Genomic DNA, 22887 nt, shown 5'->3' with positions numbered 1-22887 from the left:
CTTATTTGACGCTGTAGCCGCGCCCCTGCATGCAGGCGCCCCAAGCCTGGTAGTACGAGCCCATCGCCTGGCTGGTATTGGCCGCCGCCTGCTGGTTGGCCGCGTTCGCCTGGCGGCGCGACTGCCGGTGCGCCACGCCGCCCCCCACCGTACCCGCTGCAGCGCCGACCGCCGCACCCTTGCCGGCATCGCCTGCCATCGCGCCCACCACAGCACCCGCCGCGGCGCCGCCCGCGGCACCCCGTACCCGCTGGCCGCTCTGTGCCTGGGCCGGCGGTGGGGCGTTGGCGGCCTGTGCCGGATCCACGCCGGTCTGCTGCTTGGCCCAGCTGTAGCAGGCGCCGTCGTCGCTGGCCTGCTGTTGCTGGCTCTGGCCCTTGGCCGGATAGGCCATAGGCTTGTTCTGCGCCATGGCCTGGGCCGGGATCAGCGTCGGGGTCAGCGCGATGGCCGCCGCCAGTACGCCGAGGCCACGGTACAGCTTGCGATGCGGGCATTGCTTCATGATGATCTTCCCCCACGGGTGTCGGCTACGCGGCGCTGGATGCACCGACCGGTGCGCAAGTGGCGAGCCGTTCTGTGAAGGCCAGTATTTGCGGCCCGCAGGGGTATGTCAAATCAGCGTTTTGACGGCCTGATGTTATTTGTTTGTGGTGGGTGGCGGGGACAGCAGGAATGCGACCGCTTCCTGCCACCAGGCCGTGTCGACATGCCCGGTCCAGTCGTTATGCCCGGCGCCGCCGATCACCGCCAGCCGCCGGGGTTCGCCCAGCGACGCATAGAGCGCCTGGCCGAAGCGTGCCGGTACGATGGTGTCGCGTTCCGCGACCGCGACCATCACCGGGCGGCCGAAGCCTTCCAGGCTGGCCGCGCTGTCATAGCGGTCGCGCAGCACCCAGCCGGCCGGTAGCCAGGGATAGTGATGCGAGGCTATATGCGCAAGCTTGTCCCACGGCGTGATCAGCAGCACGCCGGCGACGCTCTCGCGCTGGCGCGCCGCGGCCGCTGCGGCCACGCCCGCGCCCAGCGACTCGCCGATCAGCAGCAGCGGGCCGCCGAACTGGCGCCGGGCCAGCGCGATGGATTGTTCCGCGTCTGCCACGAAGCTGCGCTCACCCAGCGTGCCGGTGCGAGGGCCGTAGGCCGGGTACTCGGCCAGGATCACGCGAAGGCCCAGCTTCGTCAGCGCGCTGGCGTAGTAGTCGCGATGCCCGGCGTGCCCGGCATTGCCATGAAAGACCATGGCGGTGGCGCGCGCCGGGCCGGCCGGCTCCGCGACCAGTCCGCGAAAGTCCTGCGGCCCCGGCCAGGCGCGCAGCCCGGGCGAGACCATGTCATCGACCGACGCCTTGTCCGGGAAGTAGAGGAAGTGATCCTGCAGCATGCTGATTCCGGCAAGCAGGACTAGCCCCGCGCCGAGCCAGCGCAGCACCCCGCGGCGGACCGATCCAGTCCGCGGCGACACCAGCCGCGCTGGCGCCGGTGCCGGGACGATGGCAGGCATGGCAACGCGCTCAGGCGCCGGCGAACACCGGTTCGCAGCGCACCTCGGTCCTGACCGAGTTGGCGATAAAGCAGGCGTCATGCGCGGCGTGGTGCAGGGCATCGAGCTCTTCACGCGTGGGCTCGCGCTCGCCGCCAAACGTCACCTGCGGGCGCAGCGTTACCACGGTCATCGCCATCTGCCCGTCGGCGTTCCTTGCCATCACACCAGTGGCCGCATCGAGGTAGCGGTCGACGACGAAGCGCTGCTTCGCCGCCAGCGACAGGAACCACAGCATGTGGCAGCTGGACAGCGAGGCGATCAACATCTCCTCGGGATCGACCGCGCTCGCATCCGACATCGGCAATGGCACCACATGGGGCGACGACGATCCCGGGACTTCCGCGCCGCCGTCAAAGCGCAGCACATGCCTGCGGCTGTAGCGGTTGCCGGCGAAATCCTGCCCGTCGCGTTGCCACAGGACCTCTGCGGTGTATGTGGACATGCAAAGACTCCTAGCGTTAGGAAAACCTCAGGCGCCGTGCGGTACGCTTTCGCCGTCGCGCAGGCCCAGGCGCTGGTTGGCCGGCACGGCGACATCGATCAGTTTCGGGCGCGGCAGGTTCAGGTTGCGCATCATCTCGATGAACTCTTCGCGCGTGCGGCCGGCGACGCGGCTGTTGTGGGCGCGCTCCTGGCCGATGGTGGACGAGGTGCGGCCCTTGTAGTCGTGGGCCGGGTAGACCTGCGTGTCGTCGGGCAGCGCAAACAGCTTTCTGGTCAGGCTGTCGTAGAGCGTGCCGGCGTCGCCCGACTGGAAGTCGGTGCGGCCGCAGCCGTCGATCAGCAGGGCATCACCGGTGAAGACGCGGCGTACGATGCCGTCGGGCGTAGGCTCTTCCCACAGGTAGCTCATGCTGCCGGCGGTATGCCCCGGCGTATGGATGGCGCGCAGCACCTGCTTGCCGAAGGCGACAGTGTCGCCGTCGATCAGCTGCTTCTGGGCGGGCTTGATATCGCAGCCGGACGGCGCCGCCGTGTGCGCGCCGGTCTGCAGCGCAAGGTGGCCTGCCGAGGTGATGTGGTCGGCATGGGCGTGGGTCTCGACGACCCACGCGAGGTGCGCGCCGGTGTCTTGCAGCAGCGCCATGTCGCGTTCGAGCTGGTGGTCGACCGGGTCGATCAGCAGCGCGTCCCCCGTGGCGGCATCGATCAGCAGGTAGGTGAAGGTGGACGAGGTTTCGTCGAACAACTGGTGGAAGGTCTGCATGGCGGTCCTCTTCTTTTGCCATCGGGGAACGCCGCCATGATACGCCGCGCCATGCCGTTGGGCACTAGCAGCAGGGGTTGTCAGCACTCCACGATATTCACCGCCAACCCACCCCGCGCCGTCTCCTTGTACTTCGTCTTCATGTCGGCCCCGGTCTCGCGCATGGTCTTGATGACCGAATCGAGCGAGACATAGTGGGTGCCGTCGCCGCGCAGCGCCATGCGTGCCGCATTGACCGCCTTGACCGAGGCCATCGCGTTGCGCTCGATGCATGGGATCTGCACCAGTCCGCCAACGGGGTCGCAGGTAAGGCCGAGATTGTGCTCCATGCCGATCTCGGCAGCGTTCTCGACCTGCGCCGGGCTGCCGCCCTGTACCGCCGCCAGCGCGCCGGCGGCCATCGAGCAGGCCACGCCGACTTCGCCCTGGCAGCCGACCTCGGCGCCGGAGATCGACGCATTGAGCTTGTACAGCAGCCCGATCGCACCCGCGGTCAGCAGGAAGTCGACCACGCCTTGCTTGTTGGCGCCCGGCACGAAGCGGTCGTAGTAGTGCAGCACCGCGGGGATGATGCCGGCCGCGCCGTTGGTAGGTGCCGTGACCACGCGCCCGCCGGCGGCGTTCTCTTCATTGACGGCAATGGCGTACAGGTTGACCCAGTCCATCACCGAGAGCGGGTCCGACAGCGTGCGCTCGGCGCGCTCGGTCAGGCTGCGGAACAGCTCGGGCGCACGGCGCTTGACCCTGAACGGCCCCGGCAGCTCGCCGTCGGTGCGGCAGCCGCGCGCGACGCACGCCTGCATCACGTCCCAGATATGCAGCAGGCCGCTGGTGACTTCCGCCTCGCTGCGCCAGGTCAGCTCGTTCTCCATCATCAGCCGCGCGATGCTCTTGCCGCTGGCGCTGGCCATCTCGAGCATGTCCTTGCCGCTGCGGAACGGGTGCGGCAGCTGCTGCGCGGCATTGAGCACCTGTGTATTGGGTGCGCCCGCGGTCACGACGAAGCCGCCGCCGACCGACAGGTAGCGCGCCTCGCGCAGCGATGCACCGCTGGCGTCGAAGGCATGGAACTTCATGCCGTTGGGATGCTCGGCCATGGCCTCGCGCCGGTAGAAGGCGATGTGCTCCTTCTCGACGAAGGGCACGATATGCTTGCCCAGCAAGGACAGCTCGCGGCTCGCGCGCAGCGCGGCCAGGCGCGTGTCGATCGTATCGGGGTCGATGGTGTCGGGCGCCTCGCCCATCAGGCCGAGGATCACGCCCTTGTCGGTGCCGTGGCCCTTGCCGGTGGCGCCAAGCGAACCGTACAACTCCACGCGCACGCTGGCCACCTGCGGCAGCAGGCCATCGCGCTCAAGCCCCTGCGCAAACATCAGGGCCGCGCGCATCGGGCCCACGGTATGCGAGCTCGACGGGCCGATACCCACCTTGAACAGATCGAAAACGCTGACTGCCACGGGAAGTCTCCAGAATGTCGATGGCCCGCGCAGGGCTCTTGTCGTTTTGCAGCCTTCGCTCAGAACGGGCGCCGCACGGCGCGGCGCCCTTCATATCGAGCATAGCGCTTTGGCGGGCGCCCAGTGCCGCGGGCGGCCCGTCCGAAGCTCAGTCGACCACGTAGTCGCTGACCGGCACGCAGGCGCAGAACAGGTTGCGGTCGCCGTACACGTTGTCGGCACGGCCGACCGGGGGCCAGTACTTCTGCGTGCGCAGCGATGCCACCGGGTACGCGGCTTCCTCGCGCGTGTACTTGTGGGTCCACTCGTCGGCGGTCACGACCGCGGCGGTGTGCGGCGCGTGCTTGAGCGGGTTGTCGTCGCGGTCGAAGGTGCCGTCGGCAACGCGGCCGATTTCCTGGCGGATCGCGATCATCGCGTCGATAAAGCGGTCCAGCTCGTGCAGTGCCTCGCTCTCGGTCGGCTCGATCATCAGCGTGCCCGGCACCGGGAAGCTCATGGTCGGGGCGTGGAAGCCGTAGTCCATAAGGCGCTTGGCCACGTCTTCATTGCTGATGCCGGTGTCCTTCTGCAGCGGGCGCAGGTCCAGGATGCACTCGTGCGCGACCAGGTCGTGCTGGCCGGTGTACAGCACCGGGTAGTACGGCGCCAGGCGCTTGGCCACGTAGTTGGCCGCCAGGATTGCGTTCTCGGTGGCGGCGGTGAGGCCGGCCGAACCCATCATTGCGATATACATCCACGAGATCGGCAGGATGCTGGCCGAGCCGAACGGCGCCGCCGACACGCCGCCGATGCCGCGGTCGTCACGGCGGTAGCCGACGCTGTCCTGGTTGGGCAGGAAGTCCGCCAGGTGCGCACCGACCGCGACCGGGCCCACGCCCGGGCCGCCGCCGCCGTGCGGGATGCAAAAAGTCTTGTGCAGGTTCAGGTGGGAGACGTCGCCGCCGAACTGGCCCGGCGCGGCGGTGCCGACCATCGCGTTCATGTTGGCGCCGTCGACATAAACCTGGCCGCCGTGCTGGTGCACGATCTCGCAGATCTGCTGCACGCCCTGCTCGAACACGCCGTGCGTCGACGGGTAGGTGATCATGATAGCCGCCAGGTTCTTGCTGTGCTGCTCGGCCTTCTTCGCCAGGTCCTGCAGGTCGACGTTGCCGTCCTCATCGCAGGCCACCACCACCACCTTCATGCCGGCCATCTGCGCCGACGCCGGGTTGGTGCCGTGCGCCGACGACGGGATCAGGCAGATGTCGCGATGGCTCTCGCCGCGGCTGGCGTGGTAGGCGTGGATGATCAGCAGGCCCGCGTACTCGCCCTGCGAGCCGGCGTTGGGCTGCAGGCTGACCGCGGCGTAGCCGGTGGCGGCACACAGCATGGCCTCGAGCTGGTCGATCATCTCGCGGTAGCCCACGGTCTGGTCCAGAGGCGCGAACGGGTGGATCTGGCTGAACTCGGGCCACGTCACCGGGATCATCTCGCTGGTGGCGTTCAGCTTCATCGTGCACGAGCCCAGCGGGATCATGGTGCGGTCCAGCGCCAGGTCCTTGTCGGCCAGCATGCGCAGGTAGCGCAGCATCTCGTGCTCGGCGTGGTGCGTGTTGAAGACCGGGTGGGTCAGGTATTCGCTGGCGCGTGCCAGTGCCGCCGGGAAGGCGTCCTGCGCGACGGCCTCGAGCTTGTCGAAGTCCAGTTCGGCGGGCAGCGGCTTGCCTTGCGTGAACACTTCCCACAGCGCGACCACGTCGGCGCGGCTGGCGGTCTCGTCCAGCGAGATGCCGACGCGCGTGGCGCTGATATGGCGCAGGTTGATGCCGCGCGCGGTGGCCGCGGCATGGATCGCATCGGTGTTGAAGCCGGTTTCCAGCGTCAGCGTGTCAAAGAAGCTGGCGTTGGTGCGCGCGAAGCCCAGCGCCTGCAGGCCGGCGGCCAGCGTCGCGGTCAGGCGGTGCACGCGCTGCGCGATGCGCTTCAGGCCCTGCGGGCCGTGGTAGACGGCATACATCGAGGCCATCACGGCCAGCAGCACCTGCGCGGTACAGATGTTCGAGGTGGCCTTCTCGCGGCGGATATGCTGCTCGCGCGTCTGCAGGGCCAGGCGATAGGCCTTGTTGCCCTGCGCATCGATGGTCACGCCCACCAGGCGGCCCGGCATCGAGCGCTTGAAGGCGTCCTTCACCGCCATATAGCCGGCGTGCGGGCCGCCGAAGCCCAGCGGCACGCCGAAGCGCTGCGAGTTGCCCACGGCCACGTCGGCACCCCATTCGCCGGGTGCGGCGATCAGCGTCAGCGCCAGCAGGTCGGCGGCAGCCACCACCAGGCCGCCGGCGGCGTGCACGGCATCGGCGATGGCGCCGTAGTCGTTGACGTCGCCGTTCACGCCCGGGTACTGCAGCAGCACGCCGAAGGCGTTGGCCGCGGCGGCCTCGGCGGCGGGGCCGACCTTGACCTCGATGCCCATCGGCAGCGCGCGCGTGCGTACCACTTCCAGCGTCTGCGGCAGCACGTCGTCGGCCACGTAGAAGGTGTTCGAGTCGTGCTTGTTCACGCGCTGCAGCAGCGTCATGGCTTCGGCCGCGGCAGTGCCTTCATCCAGCATCGACGCATTGGCGATGTCCAGGCCGGTCAGGTCGGTGACCATCTGCTGGAAGTTCAGCATCGCTTCCAGGCGGCCCTGCGAGATTTCCGGCTGGTAAGGCGTGTAGGCGGTGTACCAGGCCGGGTTCTCGAAGATATTGCGCAGGATGACGCCGGGCGTGACGGTGTTGTAGTAGCCCTGGCCGATAAAGCTCTTCAGCACCTTGTTCCTGCCTGCCAGGCCGCGCAGCTTTGCCAGCGCGGCTTCCTCGCTCAGCGGCTCGGTGAACTCGCCCATCGGCATGCCGTCGCGGCGGCGGATGGCGGCGGGGATGACGGCGTCGATCAGCGCGGCGCGGCTGTCATAGCCGAGCACCTTCAGCATGTGCTGCTGTTCGGGAGTATCGGGGCCGATATGGCGGGCGGCGAAGGCGTCGCGCGCCTCCAGTTCGGCCAGCGTGGGCCGGGTTACTTGGGCGGCGTTCATGGGAAGCGGGGCGTTCATTGGCAAGAACCTCGTGGGGTGCGCGCCGGCCGGTGGTCAGCCGGGATGGCGCGCGTCAGTCTGCAGTGGCCGGTCCATCGTTGGACCGGCGCCGCCGGCGTCAGGCGCCGACGCTGGCCTTGTAGGCGTCGGCCGACATCAGGCCGTTGACGTCGTCGCCGTTGGCCGGCTTGAGCTTGAACAGCCACGCGTCGAAGGCGTCGGCATTGACGCTTTCCGGCGCGGCCGTGGCGGCCTCGTTGACGGCGATCACTTCGCCGGCCACTGGGGCGTAGATGTCAGAAGCGGCCTTTACCGATTCGACCACTGCCAGCGCGTCGCCGGCACCGACCGACTTGCCCACTTCGGGCAGTTCCAGGAAGACGATGTCGCCCAGCGCGTCCTGCGCGTGGTCGGTGATGCCGATGGTGAGCGTGCCGTCGGCTTCGACGCGTACCCACTCATGCGACTCGGTGTACTTGAGGTCAGCGGGGAAATTCATGGAGGTTCTCCGGATACAGATCTGTTTCTTGTTGGGTGATGCCTGCCCGGCAAGCGCCGGCAGGCGAGGGCGACCGTTGGTATGAGCCTCAGCTCACGAGTGCCTTGCCATTACGCACAAACGGCAGTTTAACCACAGTCGCGTTGAGTTTGCGGTCGCGGATCTCCACCTGCACGGTATCGCCCACGGCGACATCCTTCGGCAGGCGGGCAAAGGCGATGGACTGCGACAGCGACGGGCTGAAGGTGCCGCTGGTGATTTCACCGTCACCGGCCGGGGTGATCACTTTCTGGTGGGCGCGCAGGACGCCGCCTTTGTCACGCAGGATCAGCCCGAGGAATTGCTGGCGCGAACCGGCCGCGCCCAGTGCTGCCTTGCCGGTGAAATCGCGCTCGCTCTGCAGGTCCACCGTCCAGGCCAGGCCCGCATCCAGCGGCGAGGTGTTGATATCCATGTCCTGGCCGTACAGGTTCATGCCGGCTTCCAGGCGCAGGGTGTCGCGCGCGCCCAGGCCCGCCGGACGCACGCCGGCGGCGTTCAGCTTTTCCCAGACGGCGGCAACGTTTTCGGCCGGCACCACCAGCTCGAAGCCGTCTTCGCCGGTGTAGCCGGTGCGGGCCACCATGATCTCGCCGATGGCCGGGTCCTGGACCACGGCGGCGTTGAAGGGCTTGAGCGTGTCCGACGGCTGGGTCGAGGGGAAGGTGCTCCACACCGTGGTGCGGGCGTTGGGCCCCTGCACGGCGACGATGGCCAGAGGCTGCACGCCTGCAGGCGCAACATCTTCACGGCGCGGCGTGATGGTCACATCGCTGCCGGTGGCGGCATTGCGCGCGCGGATCCATTCGATGTCGCCCAGCGCGGTGCTGGCGTTGACGACCAGGCGGAAGCGGTCCTCGGCAAAGAAGTAGACGATCAGGTCGTCGATCACGCCGCCTTTCTCATCCAGCATGCAGGAGTAGAGCGCCTTGCCCGGGGTCTGCAGCTTGTCGACATTGTTGGCCAGCAGGCCGCGCAGGAAGCTGCGGGTATTGGCGCCGGTGAGGTCGACCACGCACATGTGCGACACGTCGAACATGCCGGCGTCGGTGCGCACGGCATTGTGTTCTTCGATCTGGGAGCCGTAGTTGACCGGCATGTCCCAGCCGCCGAAATCAACCATGCGGGCGCCGAGGGCGCGGTGGATGGCGTTGAGGGGCGTGGCCTGGAGCGTCATGGAATCCTCGGGGGCAATCTCGGTTGGCGAAAACAAAAAAGGGCCATCCGCCGCAACGCTCGCCGCGCCTGAATGTGGCGTAGCAATCCGCTGCGGCGGATGACCCCTCTGTCCTCGATACCTGAGAGATTACAAGGCGGATCCTGCCGGACCCCATCCTCGTGCGCCCCTTCGGTGGGCACGCTCGCCACGAATGGCGGGTGCCGCTCTCCAGAGTGCGGCATGCATCGTGTGCATATTGCATGCCGATCCGATCGGTCCGTGGTGCCTGAGAGTTTTCGGGTGATACCCCTTCGGCGGCGCAGGCGATGCGCGCTCTCCCGGTCGGATGCGCGCAATGTACGGGAGGCCCCGGCCTTTGTCAAACCGGCCAGGGAGCCTGCCGTACCTGTCGCTGCGGGTCTGGCTTACTTCTTCTTGTCGTCGGTGACAACGTTACCGATCACGCCGCCCACGGCCGCGCCACCCAGCGTACCCAGCGCACTGCCTTCGGTGAGGATGGCGCCGCCCACGGCACCCGCGCCCGCGCCAATGGCGGTATTACGCTGCTTCGGGGTCATGTCCGCGCAACCGGCAAAGGCCGCGACGGTCGCGCCGATCAGGGTCACCTTGGTCAAAGTCTGCAGGGTTTTCATTATTGGCTCCGGTGTGATGATTCAAGCATGTCACCCCCGCCGCGCAGGCCGGGGGACATATCAGTTAGAGCGTTGCGTTGCGCGATTGGCTCCGGCCTTTACGAAGTGTTACGCCAGTGACACAACCGGCCCTGTCAACGCGGTTTGCGCTGACTGACCTGCCGCGGCCAGCGTGTTAACATCGTCAGCTTTGCCGCCGAGCCCGTTTTTGGGGTGCCGGCGTGTCCCGCCTGGCCTTCCGCTGTTCCTGCTGATTTCCCCGCCTCCAACCGCATCCCTCGCATGACCCATGGCCTGAACCCCGCCCAATCTGAAGCCGTCCGCTACCTGGACGGCCCTTGCCTGGTGCTGGCCGGGGCGGGCTCCGGCAAGACCCGGGTGATCACGCAGAAGATCGCGCATCTGATCGAGGACAAGGGTTTCGAGCCGCGCCATATCGCCGCCGTCACCTTTACCAACAAGGCCGCCAAGGAGATGCAGGAGCGTATCGGCAAGCTGATGGAGGGCAAGACCACGCGCGAGGGCAAGCGCATCCCGCTCAAGCAGCTGACGGTCTGTACCTTCCACTCGCTCGGGGTGCAAATCCTGCGCATGGAGGCCGAGCACGTGGGCCTGAAGCCGCAGTTTTCGATTATGGATTCGGATGATTGCTTCGGCCTGATCCAGGAGCAGCTGGGCACCACCGACAAGAAGCTGATCCGCGGCGTGCAGGGCACGATCTCGCTGTGGAAGAACGGCATGGTCGATCCGGAGGCAGCGATCGCGCAGGCCGCCAATGCCGACGAGCACCAGGCCGCGCTGGTCTACCGCAACTACGTGGCCACGCTGCACGCCTACCAGGCGGTGGATTTCGACGACCTGATCCGCCTGCCTGCCGAGCTGTTCGCGCGCAATGAAGCCGTGCAACTCAAGTGGCAGAACCGCCTGCGCTACTTCCTGGTCGACGAATACCAGGACACCAACGCCTGCCAGTACCAGTTGCTGAAACTGCTGGCGGGCGGCTCGCACCTGCGCGCGCCGGCCTTTACCGCGGTGGGCGACGACGACCAGGCCATCTATGGCTGGCGCGGCGCCACGCTGGACAACCTGCGCGGGCTGCAGACCGATTTCCCGGACCTGAAGGTGATCAAGCTGGAGCAGAACTACCGCTCCACCGTGCGCATCCTGGAAGCGGCCAACGCGGTCATCGCCAACAACCCCAAGCTGTTCGACAAGAAGCTGTGGAGCGAGCACGGCATGGGCGACCCCATCGCCATCCACCCGATGAACGACGAGGAGCACGAGGCCGAGTCGGTGGTGTTCCGCCTGTCCGCGCACAAGTTCGAGCGCCGCGCGCAGTTCCGCGACTACGCCATCCTCTATCGCGGCAACCACCAGGCGCGGCTGTTCGAGCAGATCCTGCGGCGCGAGCGCATTCCCTATGTACTGTCGGGCGGCCAGAGCTTCTTCGACAAGGCCGAGATCAAGGACATCTGCGCCTACCTGCGCCTGATTGCCAACCCCGACGACGATCCCGCCTTTATCCGCGCCATTACCACGCCGCGCCGCGGCGTGGGCAACACCACGCTGGAAGCGCTGGGCACCTTTGCTGGCCAGGCCAAGGTGTCGCTGTTCGAGGCCGCGATGATGGGCGGCATCGAAGGCAAGCTGCAGCCGCGCCAGCTAGAGCCGTTGCGCATATTCTGCGAATCGATGGTGCGGCTGGCCGACCGCGCGGCCAAGGATCCGGCCACCGTGGTGCTGGACGACCTGATGGAAGGCATCCACTACGAGGCCTACCTGTACGACAGCTTCGACGAACGGCAGGCGCAGTCGCGCTGGACTAACACGCTGGAATTCCTGGACTGGCTCAAGCGCAAGGGCACCAAGCCAGAAGGCGCCGAGGGCGAGGAAGCCACCGGCTTCGACAATGCCGACGGCTTCGGCAGCGAAGGCAAGAACCTGCTCGAACTGACCCAGACCGTGGCGCTGATGAGCATGCTGGAAGGCCGCGAGGAAGACCCCGACGCGGTGCGGCTGTCCACGCTGCATGCGTCCAAAGGGCTGGAATATCCGCACGTGTTCCTGGTCGGCGTGGAAGAGGGCATCCTGCCGCACTGCCGCGAAGACGAGGACATGAGCGACGAAAAGATCGAGGAAGAGCGGCGGCTGATGTATGTCGGCATCACCCGCGCGCAGCGCAGCCTACATGTCAGCTGGTGCAAGAAGCGCAAGCGCGCGCGCGAGACCTACTCGTGCCAGCCTTCGCGCTTTATCGGCGAGATGAAGCTGGAGGAAGCGCCTGCGCCGGTCGATGAAACCCCGGCGATGAGCCCCAAGGACCGGCTCGGCGCGCTCAAGGCACTGCTGGGAACCGGCGGCAAGACGGCCCCGGGCTGAACGGGCGCTACAGTCCCGATACAAAGGCCTACCAGGCTGACAAGACGCCGGGCGCAGGCGTCCCTAGTATGGCGGCTGTGCTGCTCGCGCCGTGTGCGCGGGTGGCGCCGCGGCAGGCCCGCCCGGTCTGCCTGCTGCGCCGGACGTCTCGTTCGGAACTTCCCTGTTATTCGCCCCCGGCGCGCGAGCGTGCGGGGGCGTTTTTTTGCGGCGGCCGCGAACCTACCGCTGCGGTCCGCCCGGCGGCGGCATCATCATCGCGCCCGCGGGCGGCAGGCCCATCCAGCGCGCGGCTTCGGGCGCGGCGCGCAGGCGCCGGCGCTGGGCCGGGTCGAGGCTGTCGTCCAGCGCCAGCCAGCGTTCGCGCACCGCGCGGCGGTCCTGCTCCAGCGCATCGTGCAGTCGGTCCATGGCCTGCGCGCGCGGCCGCAGCGGTGCGTCGGGGGTTTCGTCGGCAGTCTCGCGCAGCAGGCGCGCGTGCAGTTCCAGTGCATGGGCCTCGGCTTCGCGCGTGTCGCTGCGTGCGGCCTGCCAGAGCCTGGCCTGCGCGGCACTGAGTCCCAGCGACTCGGCGGATGCCGGCGCGGAGGGCGGTGGCGGCATCGCCCCTGTCGGCGGCGGGCCGGATTGCAGCGCGCTGGCCGGCGTGGCCAGCAGGCACGCGGTGCACAGCGCCAGCAGGGAAGCGGCGGTGCGCAGGCGGGTCGGCGGAAATGGCATGGCGTTCTCCTGTGATGGCAGACACCGTCGTGGCAACGTGCCGCGCGATGCCCGCGGTTGGCTCGGGTCAATGCCGGTCCATGCTAGGGAAGGCCGCATGCCAATGCTTGAGCAGTTGGTCAGGCCCGTACTGCAATCCCGTACAAAGCATGGCTGGCCGGCAAGACTGCGTATCAGGGCTGATACAAAGCCGGCATAGTGGGGGCATCGCGGGCTGGTAAAGTTGGGCACCGCATGCCCCCGGCACCGGCCCTTGCTGCCGGTATATGCCGATCCCTTCGCTTATGGAATTCACCCCCACGCTTCCCATCCGCCTGCTGATCGTCGACGACGATCCCCAGATCCGCGCCATGCTGGCCGACTACCTGTCCACCTTCGGCATGCAGGCCGATGGCGTCGAGGGCGGTGCCGAGATGCGGCAGGCGATGGCCGCCACGCGCTACCACCTGGTGATCCTTGACCTGTCGCTGCCCGGCGAAAACGGCCTGGCGCTGTGTCGCGAACTGCGCGCGCGCACCGAAGTCGCGGTCATCATGCTGACCGCGCGCGCTGAGTTGGCCGACCGCGTGGTCGGGCTGGAAGTTGGCGCAGACGACTACGTGACCAAGCCCTTCGAGATGCGCGAACTGGTGGCGCGCATCCACACCGTGCTGCGCCGTATCCGTGGCCACGGCGCCGACGCGCGCCAGGGCGCGGCGCCCTCCGGGCATGAGGTGCGCTTCGGCGACTGGCGCCTGAACACCACGCTGCGCCAGCTGGTCGACCGCGACGAGGTGGTGGTGCCGCTGTCCAATGCCGAATTCCGCCTGCTGCTGGCCTTTGTCGAACAGCCCAACCGCGTGCTCGACCGCGAACTGCTGATCAACCAGGCGCGCGGCCGCGGCCTCGATGTGTTCGACCGCAGCATCGACCTGCTGGTGTCACGGCTGCGCCAGAAGCTGCGCGACGATCCGCGCGACCCCACGCTGATCCGCAGCGTGCGCGGCGTGGGCTATGTCTTTACCGCCACGCAGGAAGGATGAACGCGATGGGCCGGCTGGCGCGCCATGATTCGATGTTCGTGCGGCTGTTCGTGGTGATGGCTGCCATCATGCTGGCCATGCACCTGCTCGGCATGACCGTGATCGAAAGCCTGTTCCCGCGGCCGGGCAGCGAGCGCGTGCTGCGTGACCGCCCCGGCGGGCCGCGGCCGGAAGGCGCGCCCGCCGGGGTGTCCGGCGAACGCATGCCGCCCCGGCCGCCGCCGCCGCGCTGGCCCTGGCCGCCGCACCTGGGCCTGCTGTTCCAGGTGGCGGCGATTGTGGCCGCTTCGTGGGCCGGCGCGCGCCTGCTGGCGCGCCCGGTGCAGGAGTTGGCCAGCGGTGCCGGCCGGCTGGCGCAGGACGTGCACGCCGCGCCGCTGGACGAGCGCGCCGGCCCGGCCGAAGCGCGTGCCGCGGCGCAGGCGCTGAACCATATGCAGCAGCGCATCCGCACGCAGCTGGCACAGCAATCGCGTTTCCTGGCGGCGGTGTCGCACGACCTGCGCACGCCGCTTACGCGCATGAGCCTGCGCATCGAGCGCATGGACAGCGCGGATGTCCGTGACGTGCGCTACCGGCTGCGCCAGGACCTGGCCGAGATGAACGGCCTGATCGATGCCACGCTGTACTACCTGCGCGACCGCGACGAAGCCGGCGGCCCGCGCCAGCGCGTGGATGTGCTGGCGCTGCTGCAGGCGGTGGTCGACGATGCCGCCGAGACCGGCCACAAGGTCGGGCTCGGCGGCCAGGCGCAGCCGCTGCTGGCGTGCCCGTCCGAGCTGCGGCGCGCGGTGGTGAACCTGGTGGAAAATGCGCGGCGCTACGCCGGCGCGGCCAGCATCGTGCTGACCGACAGCCCGCAGCGGGTGCTGATCGACATCTGCGACAACGGCCCCGGCATCCCGCCCGACGAGCTGCCGCGCGTGCTCGAGCCGTTCTACCGCGTCGAATCCTCGCGCAGCCGCGCCACCGGCGGGGTCGGCATGGGGTTGTCGATCGCGGCCGACATTGCCGCGCGCCATGGCGGCGAGCTGACCCTGAGCAACCGCCCTGAAGGCGGCCTGCGCGCGCGCCTGTCCTTACCGCGCGGCTGACGCCGCCAGCGTGACGTACTGCGAGCCGCGCTGCCCGTGCGTGAAGTCGAGCGAAAAATCGCCCACGTCCACGCGCCCCTGCAGCGCCCGCCGCATCTCGGCCGCGCCGCTGCCGCGCAGGCCAGCCAGCGCGCGCGCCAGCCACGCCGCGCCGATATAGCCGGCCAGCGTGGCCGGCGACGGCGGCTCATCCAGGTATTGCTTCATGCGCGCCACGTGTTCCTTCACCACCCGCAGCGTGGCCTGTTGCGGCCCGGGCGCGACCTGGGTCAGCACCATGCCCCCGCTGTAGCCAGCGCCCAGGATCTCGCGCGCGGCGGTGGCGCTGACCGACGACAGCCCGACCAGGAAACCGTACCAGCCCTGCACCGCCAGCGCGCGGCCGAGCCCCGCGTAGGCAAGGGTATCGCCCGCCACGATCACCGCGCCCGGGCGGGTGGCGGCGATGCGCCGGGCGGCGGCATCGGGATTGGCGTCGAGCGGCACCGCGCGCGCGCCGGTCTGCGCCTCAAGCCGGGCCAGCGAGGGGGCAGCGAAGTCCGGCGCCAGGGCCAGCGCGATGCTGGTCAGGCCATAGCTGCGCAGCTGACGTACCGCCGCGTCCAGTTCGGCCTGGTAGTCGGCGCGGGTGAACCAGACGTTGTCGGCCGTCAGCCCAAGGCCCGATAGCGGCGCCACGATCTGGACGCCGCGCCGGCCCAGCTCGGCCGATGCGGCCAGCGCCGGCAACAGCCGGTCGCCGGGGCCGAACAGCAGCTCGGCGCGGTCGGTATCGGCCAGCGACACCGCCTGCGCCAGCGCGCGGTGCGGGTCGGGATCGGCATCGCGGACGACGTGCGCGATGCGCACCGGGCCGTTGCTGGCGTTGACGGCGTCAAACATGACCTTGGCCCCGGCCAGGTAGTCGCGCGCAAGGTCGGCTTGTGCGCCGCCGCGGTCGAGCAGGTGGCCGACCACGACCGTGCGGCGCGCCTGCGCCTGCGTCTGCGACAGCGCTGGCCAGGCGGGCAGGGCCAGTGCCGCGCCGGCGGCGGCAAGCAGGCGGCGCCGTTGCCGGGCCGGTGCTGCCAGGTGGCTGCGCAGCGGTGGGTACGGCGGAAACATCGGAGTCTGGTCGGGAGTTGGCATTGCAGGGGCAGGTGACGCGCAGGCCGGCGGTGGCGCGCAGCGTATCCGCCACACATGACACCAATGTGACGCCCGCCGCCCGCAGGTCCAAGGCCCGCGCTTGACGGCGGTCAACGCGCCAGCGGCGGTGCGGCCCTACGATGGGCCGTCACACACCCATACCCCCGCGCCCCCATGACCCCGTCTGCCATGACCTCCCCTGCGCCCGACCGCCGCGCGCTATCCGACTTCCGCGCGCTGGCCGGCCGCATCGACGGCAACGGCCCGCGCTATACCTCGTACCCGACGGCCGACCGCTTCCGCAGCGGCCCCGACCTGTCGCTGTACCACGACGCACTGGCCGCCTGCCGGGCCGATGCGCCGGCGCCGCTGTCGCTGTACCTGCATATCCCGTTCTGCGAGAACATCTGCTACTACTGCGGCTGCAACAAGATCATCACGCGCGACCATGGCCGCAGCGCCCGCTACGTCAACTACCTGGGCCGCGAGATGGCGCTGGTGGCAGGCCGGCTCGGGCCGCGCCGCCAGGTGCTGCAGTCGCACTGGGGCGGGGGCACGCCGACCTTCCTCGACCCTGACGAGATGCGCCGCGTGATGGCGCTGCTGCATGAGCATTTCGAGCTGGCGGCCGAGGGCGAGCATTCGATCGAGATCGATCCGCGCCGCGTCGACCACGCCCGCATGGCGCTGCTGGCCGAACTGGGCTTCAACCGCGTCAGCCTGGGCGTGCAGGATTTCGATCCCGAGGTCCAGCAGGCCATCCATCGCATCCAGCCCTTCGAAGAGACCCGCGCCGTGGTGGATGCCGCGCGCACGCTGGGTTTCCGCTCGGTCAGCCTGGACCTGATCTACGGCCTGCCGCACCAGACCGCGGCGCGCTTTGGCCGCACCATCGAGCAGGTGCTGGCGCTGCGCCCCGACCGGCTCTCAGTCTATAGCTACGCGCACCTGCCGCATGTGTTCAAGCCGCAACGCCGCATCGACGAAAATGCCTTGCCGCCCGCCGGCGAGAAGCTCGACATCCTGGTCTCCACCATCGAGCGGCTGACCGCCGAGGGCTACGTCTATATTGGCATGGACCATTTCGCGCTGCCCGACGACGACCTCGCCGTGGCCCAGCGCGAAGGGCGGCTGCAGCGCAACTTCCAGGGCTACTCCACGCACGCCGGCTACGACCAGGTCGGGCTCGGCATTTCCGCGATCGGCGCGATCGCGGGGCGCTACGTGCAGAATGCGCGCACGCTGGACGAGTACTACGGCGCGCTCGACCACGGCCGCCTGCCGCTGGCGCGCGGCGTGGCGATGAACGCCGACGACCACCTGCGGCGCGAGATCATCGGCGACCTGATGTGCAACGGGGTACTTGATATCCCGGCGCTGGAAGCGCGCCACGGCATCCGCTTCAGCACGGCCTTTGCGCCTGAGCTGGCCGACCTCGCCGCACTGGGCGCGGACGGGCTGGTGCAATGCGCGCCGGAACGCATCACCGTGACGCCGCTGGGCCGGCTGCTGGTGCGGCGCGTGGCGATGGTGTTCGACCGTTACCTGCGCGAGGATGCCGCGCGGCCCGCGGACGCTGGTGCCCGGGCCGCTGCCGCCAACGATGGCGCGCAGCCGGTGCGCTTCGTGCCGCGGTACTCGCGCGTGGTGTAGCGGCCGCGCAGGCGGTACGGACAAAAAAAGCCCGCGCACATTGCGCGGGCTTTTCGTTTGCAGCGGAAGGACTTACTTGGCGGCGCTGGCCATATAGTCCGAGGCGGCGATCACGTCCGCGTCCGGGCCAGCGTAGCCACCCTTGGGCGGCATCACGCCCTTGCCCTTGAGCGCAAAGTTGTGGACCGCGTCCATGCCTTCCTTCAGGCGCGGCGCCCAGGCGGCCTTGTCGCCGAACTTGGGCGCACCGGCTACGCCGGCGGCGTGGCAGGCGGCGCAGACCTGCTCGTAGACCTTCTTGCCCACGTCGGCCGAAGCGGCCGGCGCAGCAGCGGGTGCGGCGGCAGCAGCTGCCGGGGCCGCAGCAGCGGGCGCTGCCGGTGCAGGCGCGGCAGCGGCGGCCGGAGCGGCGGCTGCTTCAGGGGCTGCGGCGGTCGCCGGCGCGGCGGCAGCCGGGGCAGCCGGCTCCGGGAACTTGGCGCCGCCGGCATCGGCCATGTAAACCACGGCACGGGCCAGTTCGTAGTCGGCGTAGTCGTCCGGCGTGGTGCCGGCGCGCGCGGCCATCGCGCCCTTGCCGTTCATCACCGACTTCATCAGGCCGTCAAAGCCCTGGCCGATGCGCGCGGCCCAGTCGCCGGCGTTGGCGTACTTGGGTGCACCCGCGGCGCCGGTAGCGTGGCACGCGGCGCAGATTTCCTTGTAGACCTGCTCGCCCGTCTTGAAGACGCGCGGCGCGTTGGGATCCTTGATTTCGAGCGAGGCAACCGGCTTGATGCGGTCGTTGACGGCTTCCGCCGTGGTGGCAGCTCCGGCGCTTTCCGTCGAGCCGTGTCCGACAAAGTTGACCAGCAGAATGATCACGATGATCGGCACCAGGAAAGCCGCGATCACGACTGCGATCAGCTGCTTCGGGGTTTTGATGGGAGACTCGTGTTCGTCGTGTTCGTTGTGGACGTCGCTCATACAGAACTCTCAGTTTTGCAGGAAACCTTCTGGCCGCTTACGCTCGGCTTGCTTATTCTGGCCCGGTCTGGTCATTTGCTGACCGCTGTCCGGCCCCATCCGGACCGCCCGTGCTGGCTGCGGCCCTTGCCTGACTTGGGTCTGTCGTTATTTGCGCGCTGCGGACTGTCTCCCGGACCGGGCCTGATTGTCGCCGACAACAAGCCGCGCGGCCTTGACCCCGGTCGACTCATTGCATCGGCGGTGTGGCGGGCACGATTTGACGCAAATAGCTGGCGATTATAGCGCCAAAGGCCCCCCGCCAGTGCCAAAAAGCGGCGGTTGCGAGACGTTCCCTGAAGCCCATGGCGGGCCCGCATGGACGGCACGGGGCAAAAGCGGTATCCTATGCGACTTTCCTGCGGCGGCACTCGCCCGCCGCAACCGCTGTACCCACAAACCGGTTGCAAAACCGTCCTGTGCGCCCGTAGCTCAATGGATAGAGTACTGCCCTCCGAAGGCAGGGGTTGCTGGTTCGATCCCAGCCGGGCGCGCCAAATTTCTTCCCGATGTGTAGTGCGGTGACGCCGGTCGTGCGGACACGCGTGCCGGGCCGAAGCCCGATACCGTCATGCAGCCAGGGCGGTCTTCCATAGCACCATCGCGCCGATGTTCAGCCCGACGGTTCCCCAGAAAATTGCCTGGAACGCCGCCTTGCGGTTCTTGTGCCGAAGCAGATGTTGGGCGGCCAGCGCGCCTGGCCAGCCGCCGCAGAGTGCGAGCAGGTGCAGATGGGCTTCAGGGATGCGCCATGCGTCGCGGCGGGCGCGCGCCTTGTCCTCCGCGTAGGCAAGGAACGCGATGATGCTGGCGAGGAGGCTGGCGATGCCGACCTGCCGGGGCAGGTAGCCACCGAGGGCGCAGGCGGTGATGACCACCACGGCCGCGAGGCCGGCCAGCGCTGGCAGCCAGCTTGCCTCTTCGGCCTGCCTGGGCGCGCCGGCGATGGCGACGTCAAGCGCCTGTATCCGGCCATCCTTCCCCCTGGAGAGTACGAAGCTGACTCGGTCGCCGGGCTTGGGCGTCACGGCGCGCGTTTGCAATGCCGTGATGTGGAAGAAGACATCTTTCGTGTCCGCATGGACGTTGATGAAGCCGAAACCCTTCTCGGCATGCCACGATTTGATGCGACCCGCTTTTCGCATATCTTTGCCGAGTGTTGGTATGAGGCAGCAAGTGTAGGCGAAGACCTGCGGCCGGCCACCGTCAGTTCGTTCCGGCGGGAGCCGGGGGGCGCTTCCCGGCGCGGGCTCCGGCATGCGATCGTCGCCGCGCAGCGGGCGCAGAGGCGCTTGCTATGATACGGCCATGACCGACGACCTAGTCATCCCCCATCACGAATACCTGATCACGGCGATTCGGGCGCAGGGTGCGGGAGGCCAGAACATCAACAAGGTGTCCAATGCCGTGCACCTGCGCTACGACGTGCATGCCTCCTCGCTCGCGCCCGACCACAAGGAGCGCCTGCTGGCGCTGCATGACCACCGCATCACGCGCGACGGCGTGGTGGTGATCAAGGCGCAGCAGTTCCGCAGCCTCGACCAGAACCGCGACGAAGCGGTGCGGCGGCTGCACGAACTGGTGCGCAGCGTGGCCACGCCGCCGCGCGTGCGCCGGCCCACGCGGCCGACGCTGGCCTCGCGCCGGCGCCGGCTGGACAGCAAGAGCCAGCGCGGCCAGGTCAAGTCGCTGCGCGGCCGGGTGTTCGAATAGCGTCTGGTATCAGCGCGCCGATTGCAGCGCGGCAATGCGCTGCTCGATCGGCGGGTGGCTGGAGAACAGCGCCATCCACGACTTGCCGCCGGCAATGCCCATCGCCTGCATGTTCTGCGGCAGGCCATCCGGCTCCAGGCCGCCCAGGCGGCGCAACGCCGCCACCATCGGCGTGGGCGTGCCCATCATGCCGGCCGCGCCCGCATCGGCACGGAATTCGCGGCGGCGCGAGAACCAGGCCACGATGATGCTGGCCAGGATGCCGAACACGATTTCGCAGATGACCACCGTGACCATGTAGCCGATGCCCGGGCCGCTCGATTCCTCATCGTTCTTGCGCAGCATCGAATCGACGAAGTAGCCGACCACGCGCGCCAGGAAGATCACAAACGTGTTGACCACGCCCTGGATCAGCGTCAGCGTGACCATGTCGCCGTTGGCCACGTGTGCGACCTCGTGCGCCAGCACCGCTTCCACTTCTTCATGGGACATCGATTGCAGCAGGCCGGTGGACACCGCTACCAGCGAACTGTTCCTGGTCGCGCCGGTGGCGAAGGCATTGGGTTCGCCATCGTAGATGGCGACTTCCGGCATCGGCAGGCCGGCGCGCTGCGCCAGTTTTTCGACGGTCTGCACCAGCCACAACTCGGTGCTGGTGCTGGGATGGGTGATGACCTGCGCGCCGGTCGACCACTTGGCGATGGTCTTGGACATCAGCAGCGAGATAAAGGCGCCACCGAAGCCCATCAGGGCGGCGAACGCCAGCAGCGTGCCCAGGTTCAGGCCGTTGGCGGTCAGGAAGCGGTTCACCCCCAGCACGCTGGCGGTGATGCTGAGGACAAGCATGACGGCGAGGTTGGTCGCCAGGAAAAGCAATACGCGTTTCATGTGTGTGTGGAGCAGTGGTGTGTAGGGCGGTACAGCGAGGATGCGGACGGGCCGCAGACGCGCGCCGCACGCTCAGGCGCGGCACGCAGGAACAGGCGGGCACGGCCAGGCCGCGCCGGTGGGACTCAGGCGCTCGGCGGACGCGGCAGCCGCGGCAGATCGGGGTCGGGCAGCGGGGCGCCGGCATAGCGCGGCGGTCCGGCGCGGCCGCCCCAGGCGGCCAGGCGCAAGGGAGATGCCGGCAGCAGTTGCTCGGCAAGGTCGGCGCCGGGCTGCCACTGCGGCTCGGCGGCTTCGGAAGCGGGTGACGGCTCGCCCGTTGCGGCGGTTCCGGCAGCGTCGTCGTTGCCGATGCCGGCCGCTGGCGCGGCCGACATGTCGCCGGTGGCCACCACGGCGTGCGCGAACGCTGCCGCCCAGCCCGGCAGGGGCAGGAAGGCCAGCATCATGACCAGCAGGAGTAGCCGGAGGGAGCGCACGAAGGGGGGACGGTTTATCGGTAGATGTGGAAGGAATTCTACAGGATGCGGCATGGCGCAGGCGCCGCCCGCAGGGCCCGTCGCACGCCGGCGTCACCCGTTCAGTAAGTGCTGCATCTGGCACCCTGGCAAGACCTGCCGGACTGGCCTACACTATCACTAACCCTGTAGTAGTTACAGGGTACAAAGCGAGGACCATGGATCATGCGCATCGGCGAACTCTCCCGTACCAGCGGCTGCGATGTTGAGACCATCCGCTATTACGAACGCGAAGGCCTGCTCGACGCGCCGCGGCGCGAGGCCAACGGCTATCGCCGCTATGACGACGGCCACCTGGTCCAGCTGAATTTCGTGCGCCACTGCCGCTCGCTCGGCATGGGCCTGTCGGATGTACGGCGGCTGCGTGAGTTCGAGCGCAATCCGTCGCAGGACTGCGACGACATCAATACGCTGCTGGACCGCCAGATCGCGCAGATCCATGCGCAGCGGGTGGCGCTGGAGGCGCTTGAGGGGCAGTTGCGCGCGCTGCGCGAGACCTGCCACCACCACCAGCCCGCCAGTGAGTGCGGCATCCTGCAGAACCTGCAGCAGGCCGCGGCCGGCGCGGCCTGTGAATGCCATGCGGGCGCGCACGAGGCTGGGCATGCTGCCAACGGGTGAGGCGCGCAGGCGCGTCGCTGTGCTACGATGGCTGTTCCCGTGATCGCACCACTGCGGTGCACGGGCCCCGGCGGCAGCGCAGCCAGTGAGCGATGTAGTGAGCAACGACTTACGCGGCTCGCCTGTTCAGAGAACCATCCGCTGCCCCTTATCAAACATTCTGCATGACCATGACTGATCGCCTGACGCCGATGCCCGATGCGCCTGTCCGCCTGATGCGGACCGGCCGCGCGCACGCGTGCGCGATCGCCACGGCCAACATCCTGCCCCAGCGCGCCACGCGCGCAGTCTCTCCCCGCCGGATCAGCGCACCGCCTGATTCCGCCCGGTTCCCAGCCTGATTCGTCTCCATAGCGGGGCCCGGGCCGAACCGGGCCCGAGCCAGCGTTTTCAGTTTTTCCGGCCACTGCCGCAAGGCCCGCGCCGGATTCGTTGATGTCCGCGCTGCCGCGCAAACGCCATACCTGCCAGACCTGACCGCCGCCGCCTGCCATGCTGGCCGGGCCGCGCCAACCACCTGACTGC

At 68.6% G+C, this 22887-nt stretch carries 22 protein-coding genes, 1 tRNA gene and 2 riboswitches; of the genes, 8 read left to right on the top strand and 15 right to left on the bottom strand.

Going from position 1 to position 22887, the window contains the following annotated elements; translation table 11 throughout:
• Nucleotide 1 precedes the first annotated feature (1 nt).
• From CNE_RS17485 to CNE_RS17445, 9 genes are all read right to left on the bottom strand, one after another.
• The gene (locus CNE_RS17485) at nt 2-505 is read right to left on the bottom strand and encodes a YMGG-like glycine zipper-containing protein (RefSeq protein ID WP_013958373.1); all 504 of its coding nucleotides are present in this window, start codon (nt 503-505) and stop codon (nt 2-4) included.
• A 135-nt stretch (nt 506-640) separates the two neighbouring features.
• Nucleotides 641-1504, bottom strand: a complete 864-nt coding sequence (locus CNE_RS17480) for an alpha/beta hydrolase (RefSeq protein WP_013958372.1) — start codon at nt 1502-1504, stop codon at nt 641-643.
• Between the two features lie 10 nt (nt 1505-1514).
• Nucleotides 1515-1988: an OsmC family protein gene (locus CNE_RS17475; protein WP_013958371.1), complete on the bottom strand. Its 474-nt coding sequence runs from the start codon at nt 1986-1988 to the stop codon at nt 1515-1517.
• Between the two features lie 27 nt (nt 1989-2015).
• Complete coding sequence (locus tag CNE_RS17470; protein ID WP_013958370.1) at nt 2016-2753, bottom strand: MBL fold metallo-hydrolase; 738 nt, start codon at nt 2751-2753, stop codon at nt 2016-2018.
• An 80-nt stretch (nt 2754-2833) separates the two neighbouring features.
• Complete coding sequence (locus tag CNE_RS17465; protein ID WP_013958369.1) at nt 2834-4210, bottom strand: L-serine ammonia-lyase; 1377 nt, start codon at nt 4208-4210, stop codon at nt 2834-2836.
• Between the two features lie 148 nt (nt 4211-4358).
• Nucleotides 4359-7289: an aminomethyl-transferring glycine dehydrogenase gene (gcvP, locus tag CNE_RS17460; RefSeq protein ID WP_013958368.1), complete on the bottom strand. Its 2931-nt coding sequence runs from the start codon at nt 7287-7289 to the stop codon at nt 4359-4361.
• Nucleotides 7290-7389: 100 nt separating this feature from the next.
• Complete coding sequence (gcvH, locus tag CNE_RS17455) at nt 7390-7770, bottom strand: glycine cleavage system protein GcvH (protein WP_010812169.1); 381 nt, start codon at nt 7768-7770, stop codon at nt 7390-7392.
• 88 nt (nt 7771-7858) lie between these two features.
• A complete protein-coding gene (gene gcvT, locus CNE_RS17450; RefSeq protein WP_013958367.1) occupies nt 7859-8986 on the bottom strand; it encodes a glycine cleavage system aminomethyltransferase GcvT in 1128 nt (375 codons plus the stop codon).
• A 98-nt stretch (nt 8987-9084) separates the two neighbouring features.
• Nucleotides 9085-9210, bottom strand: a riboswitch (glycine riboswitch).
• A 21-nt stretch (nt 9211-9231) separates the two neighbouring features.
• Nucleotides 9232-9319: riboswitch (glycine riboswitch) on the bottom strand.
• A 74-nt stretch (nt 9320-9393) separates the two neighbouring features.
• A complete protein-coding gene (locus tag CNE_RS17445; RefSeq protein ID WP_013958366.1) occupies nt 9394-9621 on the bottom strand; it encodes a glycine zipper 2TM domain-containing protein in 228 nt (75 codons plus the stop codon).
• A 282-nt stretch (nt 9622-9903) separates the two neighbouring features.
• Between CNE_RS17445 and CNE_RS17440 the strand changes: the two genes are divergently transcribed.
• Nucleotides 9904-12000 (top strand): UvrD-helicase domain-containing protein, encoded by a 2097-nt coding sequence (locus CNE_RS17440; RefSeq protein WP_041228241.1) that lies wholly within the window; start codon nt 9904-9906, stop codon nt 11998-12000.
• Nucleotides 12001-12222: 222 nt separating this feature from the next.
• Here the strand turns inward: CNE_RS17440 and CNE_RS17435 are convergent, their stop codons facing one another.
• The gene (locus CNE_RS17435) at nt 12223-12720 is read right to left on the bottom strand and encodes a hypothetical protein (protein ID WP_013958364.1); all 498 of its coding nucleotides are present in this window, start codon (nt 12718-12720) and stop codon (nt 12223-12225) included.
• A gap of 284 nt (nt 12721-13004) precedes the next feature.
• On the opposite strand from CNE_RS17435, the gene CNE_RS17430 reads away from it, so the two are divergent.
• Nucleotides 13005-13742 (top strand): response regulator, encoded by a 738-nt coding sequence (locus tag CNE_RS17430; protein ID WP_041228239.1) that lies wholly within the window; start codon nt 13005-13007, stop codon nt 13740-13742.
• Nucleotides 13739-14836: a sensor histidine kinase gene (locus CNE_RS17425; protein WP_238553017.1), complete on the top strand. Its 1098-nt coding sequence runs from the start codon at nt 13739-13741 to the stop codon at nt 14834-14836. Before CNE_RS17430 ends, CNE_RS17425 begins: the two co-directional genes overlap by 4 nt.
• Here CNE_RS17425 and CNE_RS17420 read toward each other — a convergent pair.
• A complete protein-coding gene (locus CNE_RS17420; protein WP_013958361.1) occupies nt 14822-15964 on the bottom strand; it encodes an ABC transporter substrate-binding protein in 1143 nt (380 codons plus the stop codon). The genes CNE_RS17425 and CNE_RS17420 overlap by 15 nt on opposite strands.
• A 174-nt stretch (nt 15965-16138) precedes the next feature.
• Here CNE_RS17420 and hemN point away from each other — a divergent pair, with 174 nt between their 5' ends.
• Entirely contained in the window at nt 16139-17617 is a 1479-nt protein-coding gene (gene hemN, locus CNE_RS17415) for an oxygen-independent coproporphyrinogen III oxidase (protein ID WP_013958360.1), read from the top strand.
• A 72-nt stretch (nt 17618-17689) separates the two neighbouring features.
• Here hemN and CNE_RS17410 read toward each other — a convergent pair whose 3' ends face one another.
• Nucleotides 17690-18583 carry a c-type cytochrome gene (locus tag CNE_RS17410; protein WP_013958359.1) on the bottom strand — a complete coding sequence of 298 codons (894 nt, stop codon included), beginning with the start codon at nt 18581-18583 and terminating at the stop codon, nt 17690-17692.
• 460 nt (nt 18584-19043) lie between these two features.
• Here CNE_RS17410 and CNE_RS17405 point away from each other — a divergent pair.
• A tRNA-Arg gene (locus CNE_RS17405) sits at nt 19044-19119 on the top strand.
• A gap of 72 nt (nt 19120-19191) precedes the next feature.
• On the opposite strand, the gene CNE_RS17400 is transcribed toward CNE_RS17405, so the two are convergent.
• A complete protein-coding gene (locus CNE_RS17400; protein WP_013958357.1) occupies nt 19192-19881 on the bottom strand; it encodes a DUF1294 domain-containing protein in 690 nt (229 codons plus the stop codon).
• 49 nt (nt 19882-19930) lie between these two features.
• On the opposite strand from CNE_RS17400, the gene arfB reads away from it, so the two are divergent.
• A complete protein-coding gene (gene arfB / locus CNE_RS17395) occupies nt 19931-20335 on the top strand; it encodes an alternative ribosome rescue aminoacyl-tRNA hydrolase ArfB (RefSeq protein ID WP_018310122.1) in 405 nt (134 codons plus the stop codon).
• Between the two features lie 9 nt (nt 20336-20344).
• On the opposite strand, the gene htpX is transcribed toward arfB, so the two are convergent.
• Both htpX and CNE_RS17385 read right to left on the bottom strand, forming a co-directional pair.
• On the bottom strand, nt 20345-21223 hold the full coding sequence (htpX, locus tag CNE_RS17390) for a protease HtpX (RefSeq protein WP_013958356.1): 879 nt from the start codon (nt 21221-21223) through the stop codon (nt 20345-20347).
• Between the two features lie 125 nt (nt 21224-21348).
• A complete protein-coding gene (locus CNE_RS17385; protein WP_238553012.1) occupies nt 21349-21702 on the bottom strand; it encodes a hypothetical protein in 354 nt (117 codons plus the stop codon).
• Between the two features lie 204 nt (nt 21703-21906).
• On the opposite strand from CNE_RS17385, the gene CNE_RS17380 reads away from it, so the two are divergent.
• Nucleotides 21907-22362, top strand: coding sequence for a Cd(II)/Pb(II)-responsive transcriptional regulator (locus tag CNE_RS17380; protein WP_013958354.1), 456 nt, complete (start codon nt 21907-21909; stop codon nt 22360-22362).
• A 164-nt stretch (nt 22363-22526) separates the two neighbouring features.
• Nucleotides 22527-22703 carry a hypothetical protein gene (locus CNE_RS41550; RefSeq protein ID WP_153954241.1) on the top strand — a complete coding sequence of 59 codons (177 nt, stop codon included), beginning with the start codon at nt 22527-22529 and terminating at the stop codon, nt 22701-22703.
• The last annotated feature ends 184 nt before the right edge of the window (nt 22704-22887 follow it).

The organism is Cupriavidus necator N-1, assembly GCF_000219215.1.
Classification (GTDB): Bacteria; Pseudomonadota; Gammaproteobacteria; order Burkholderiales; family Burkholderiaceae; genus Cupriavidus; species Cupriavidus necator.
Note: the sequence above shows the minus strand (reverse complement) of the source record. Positions and strands in the feature narration are given on the sequence as shown.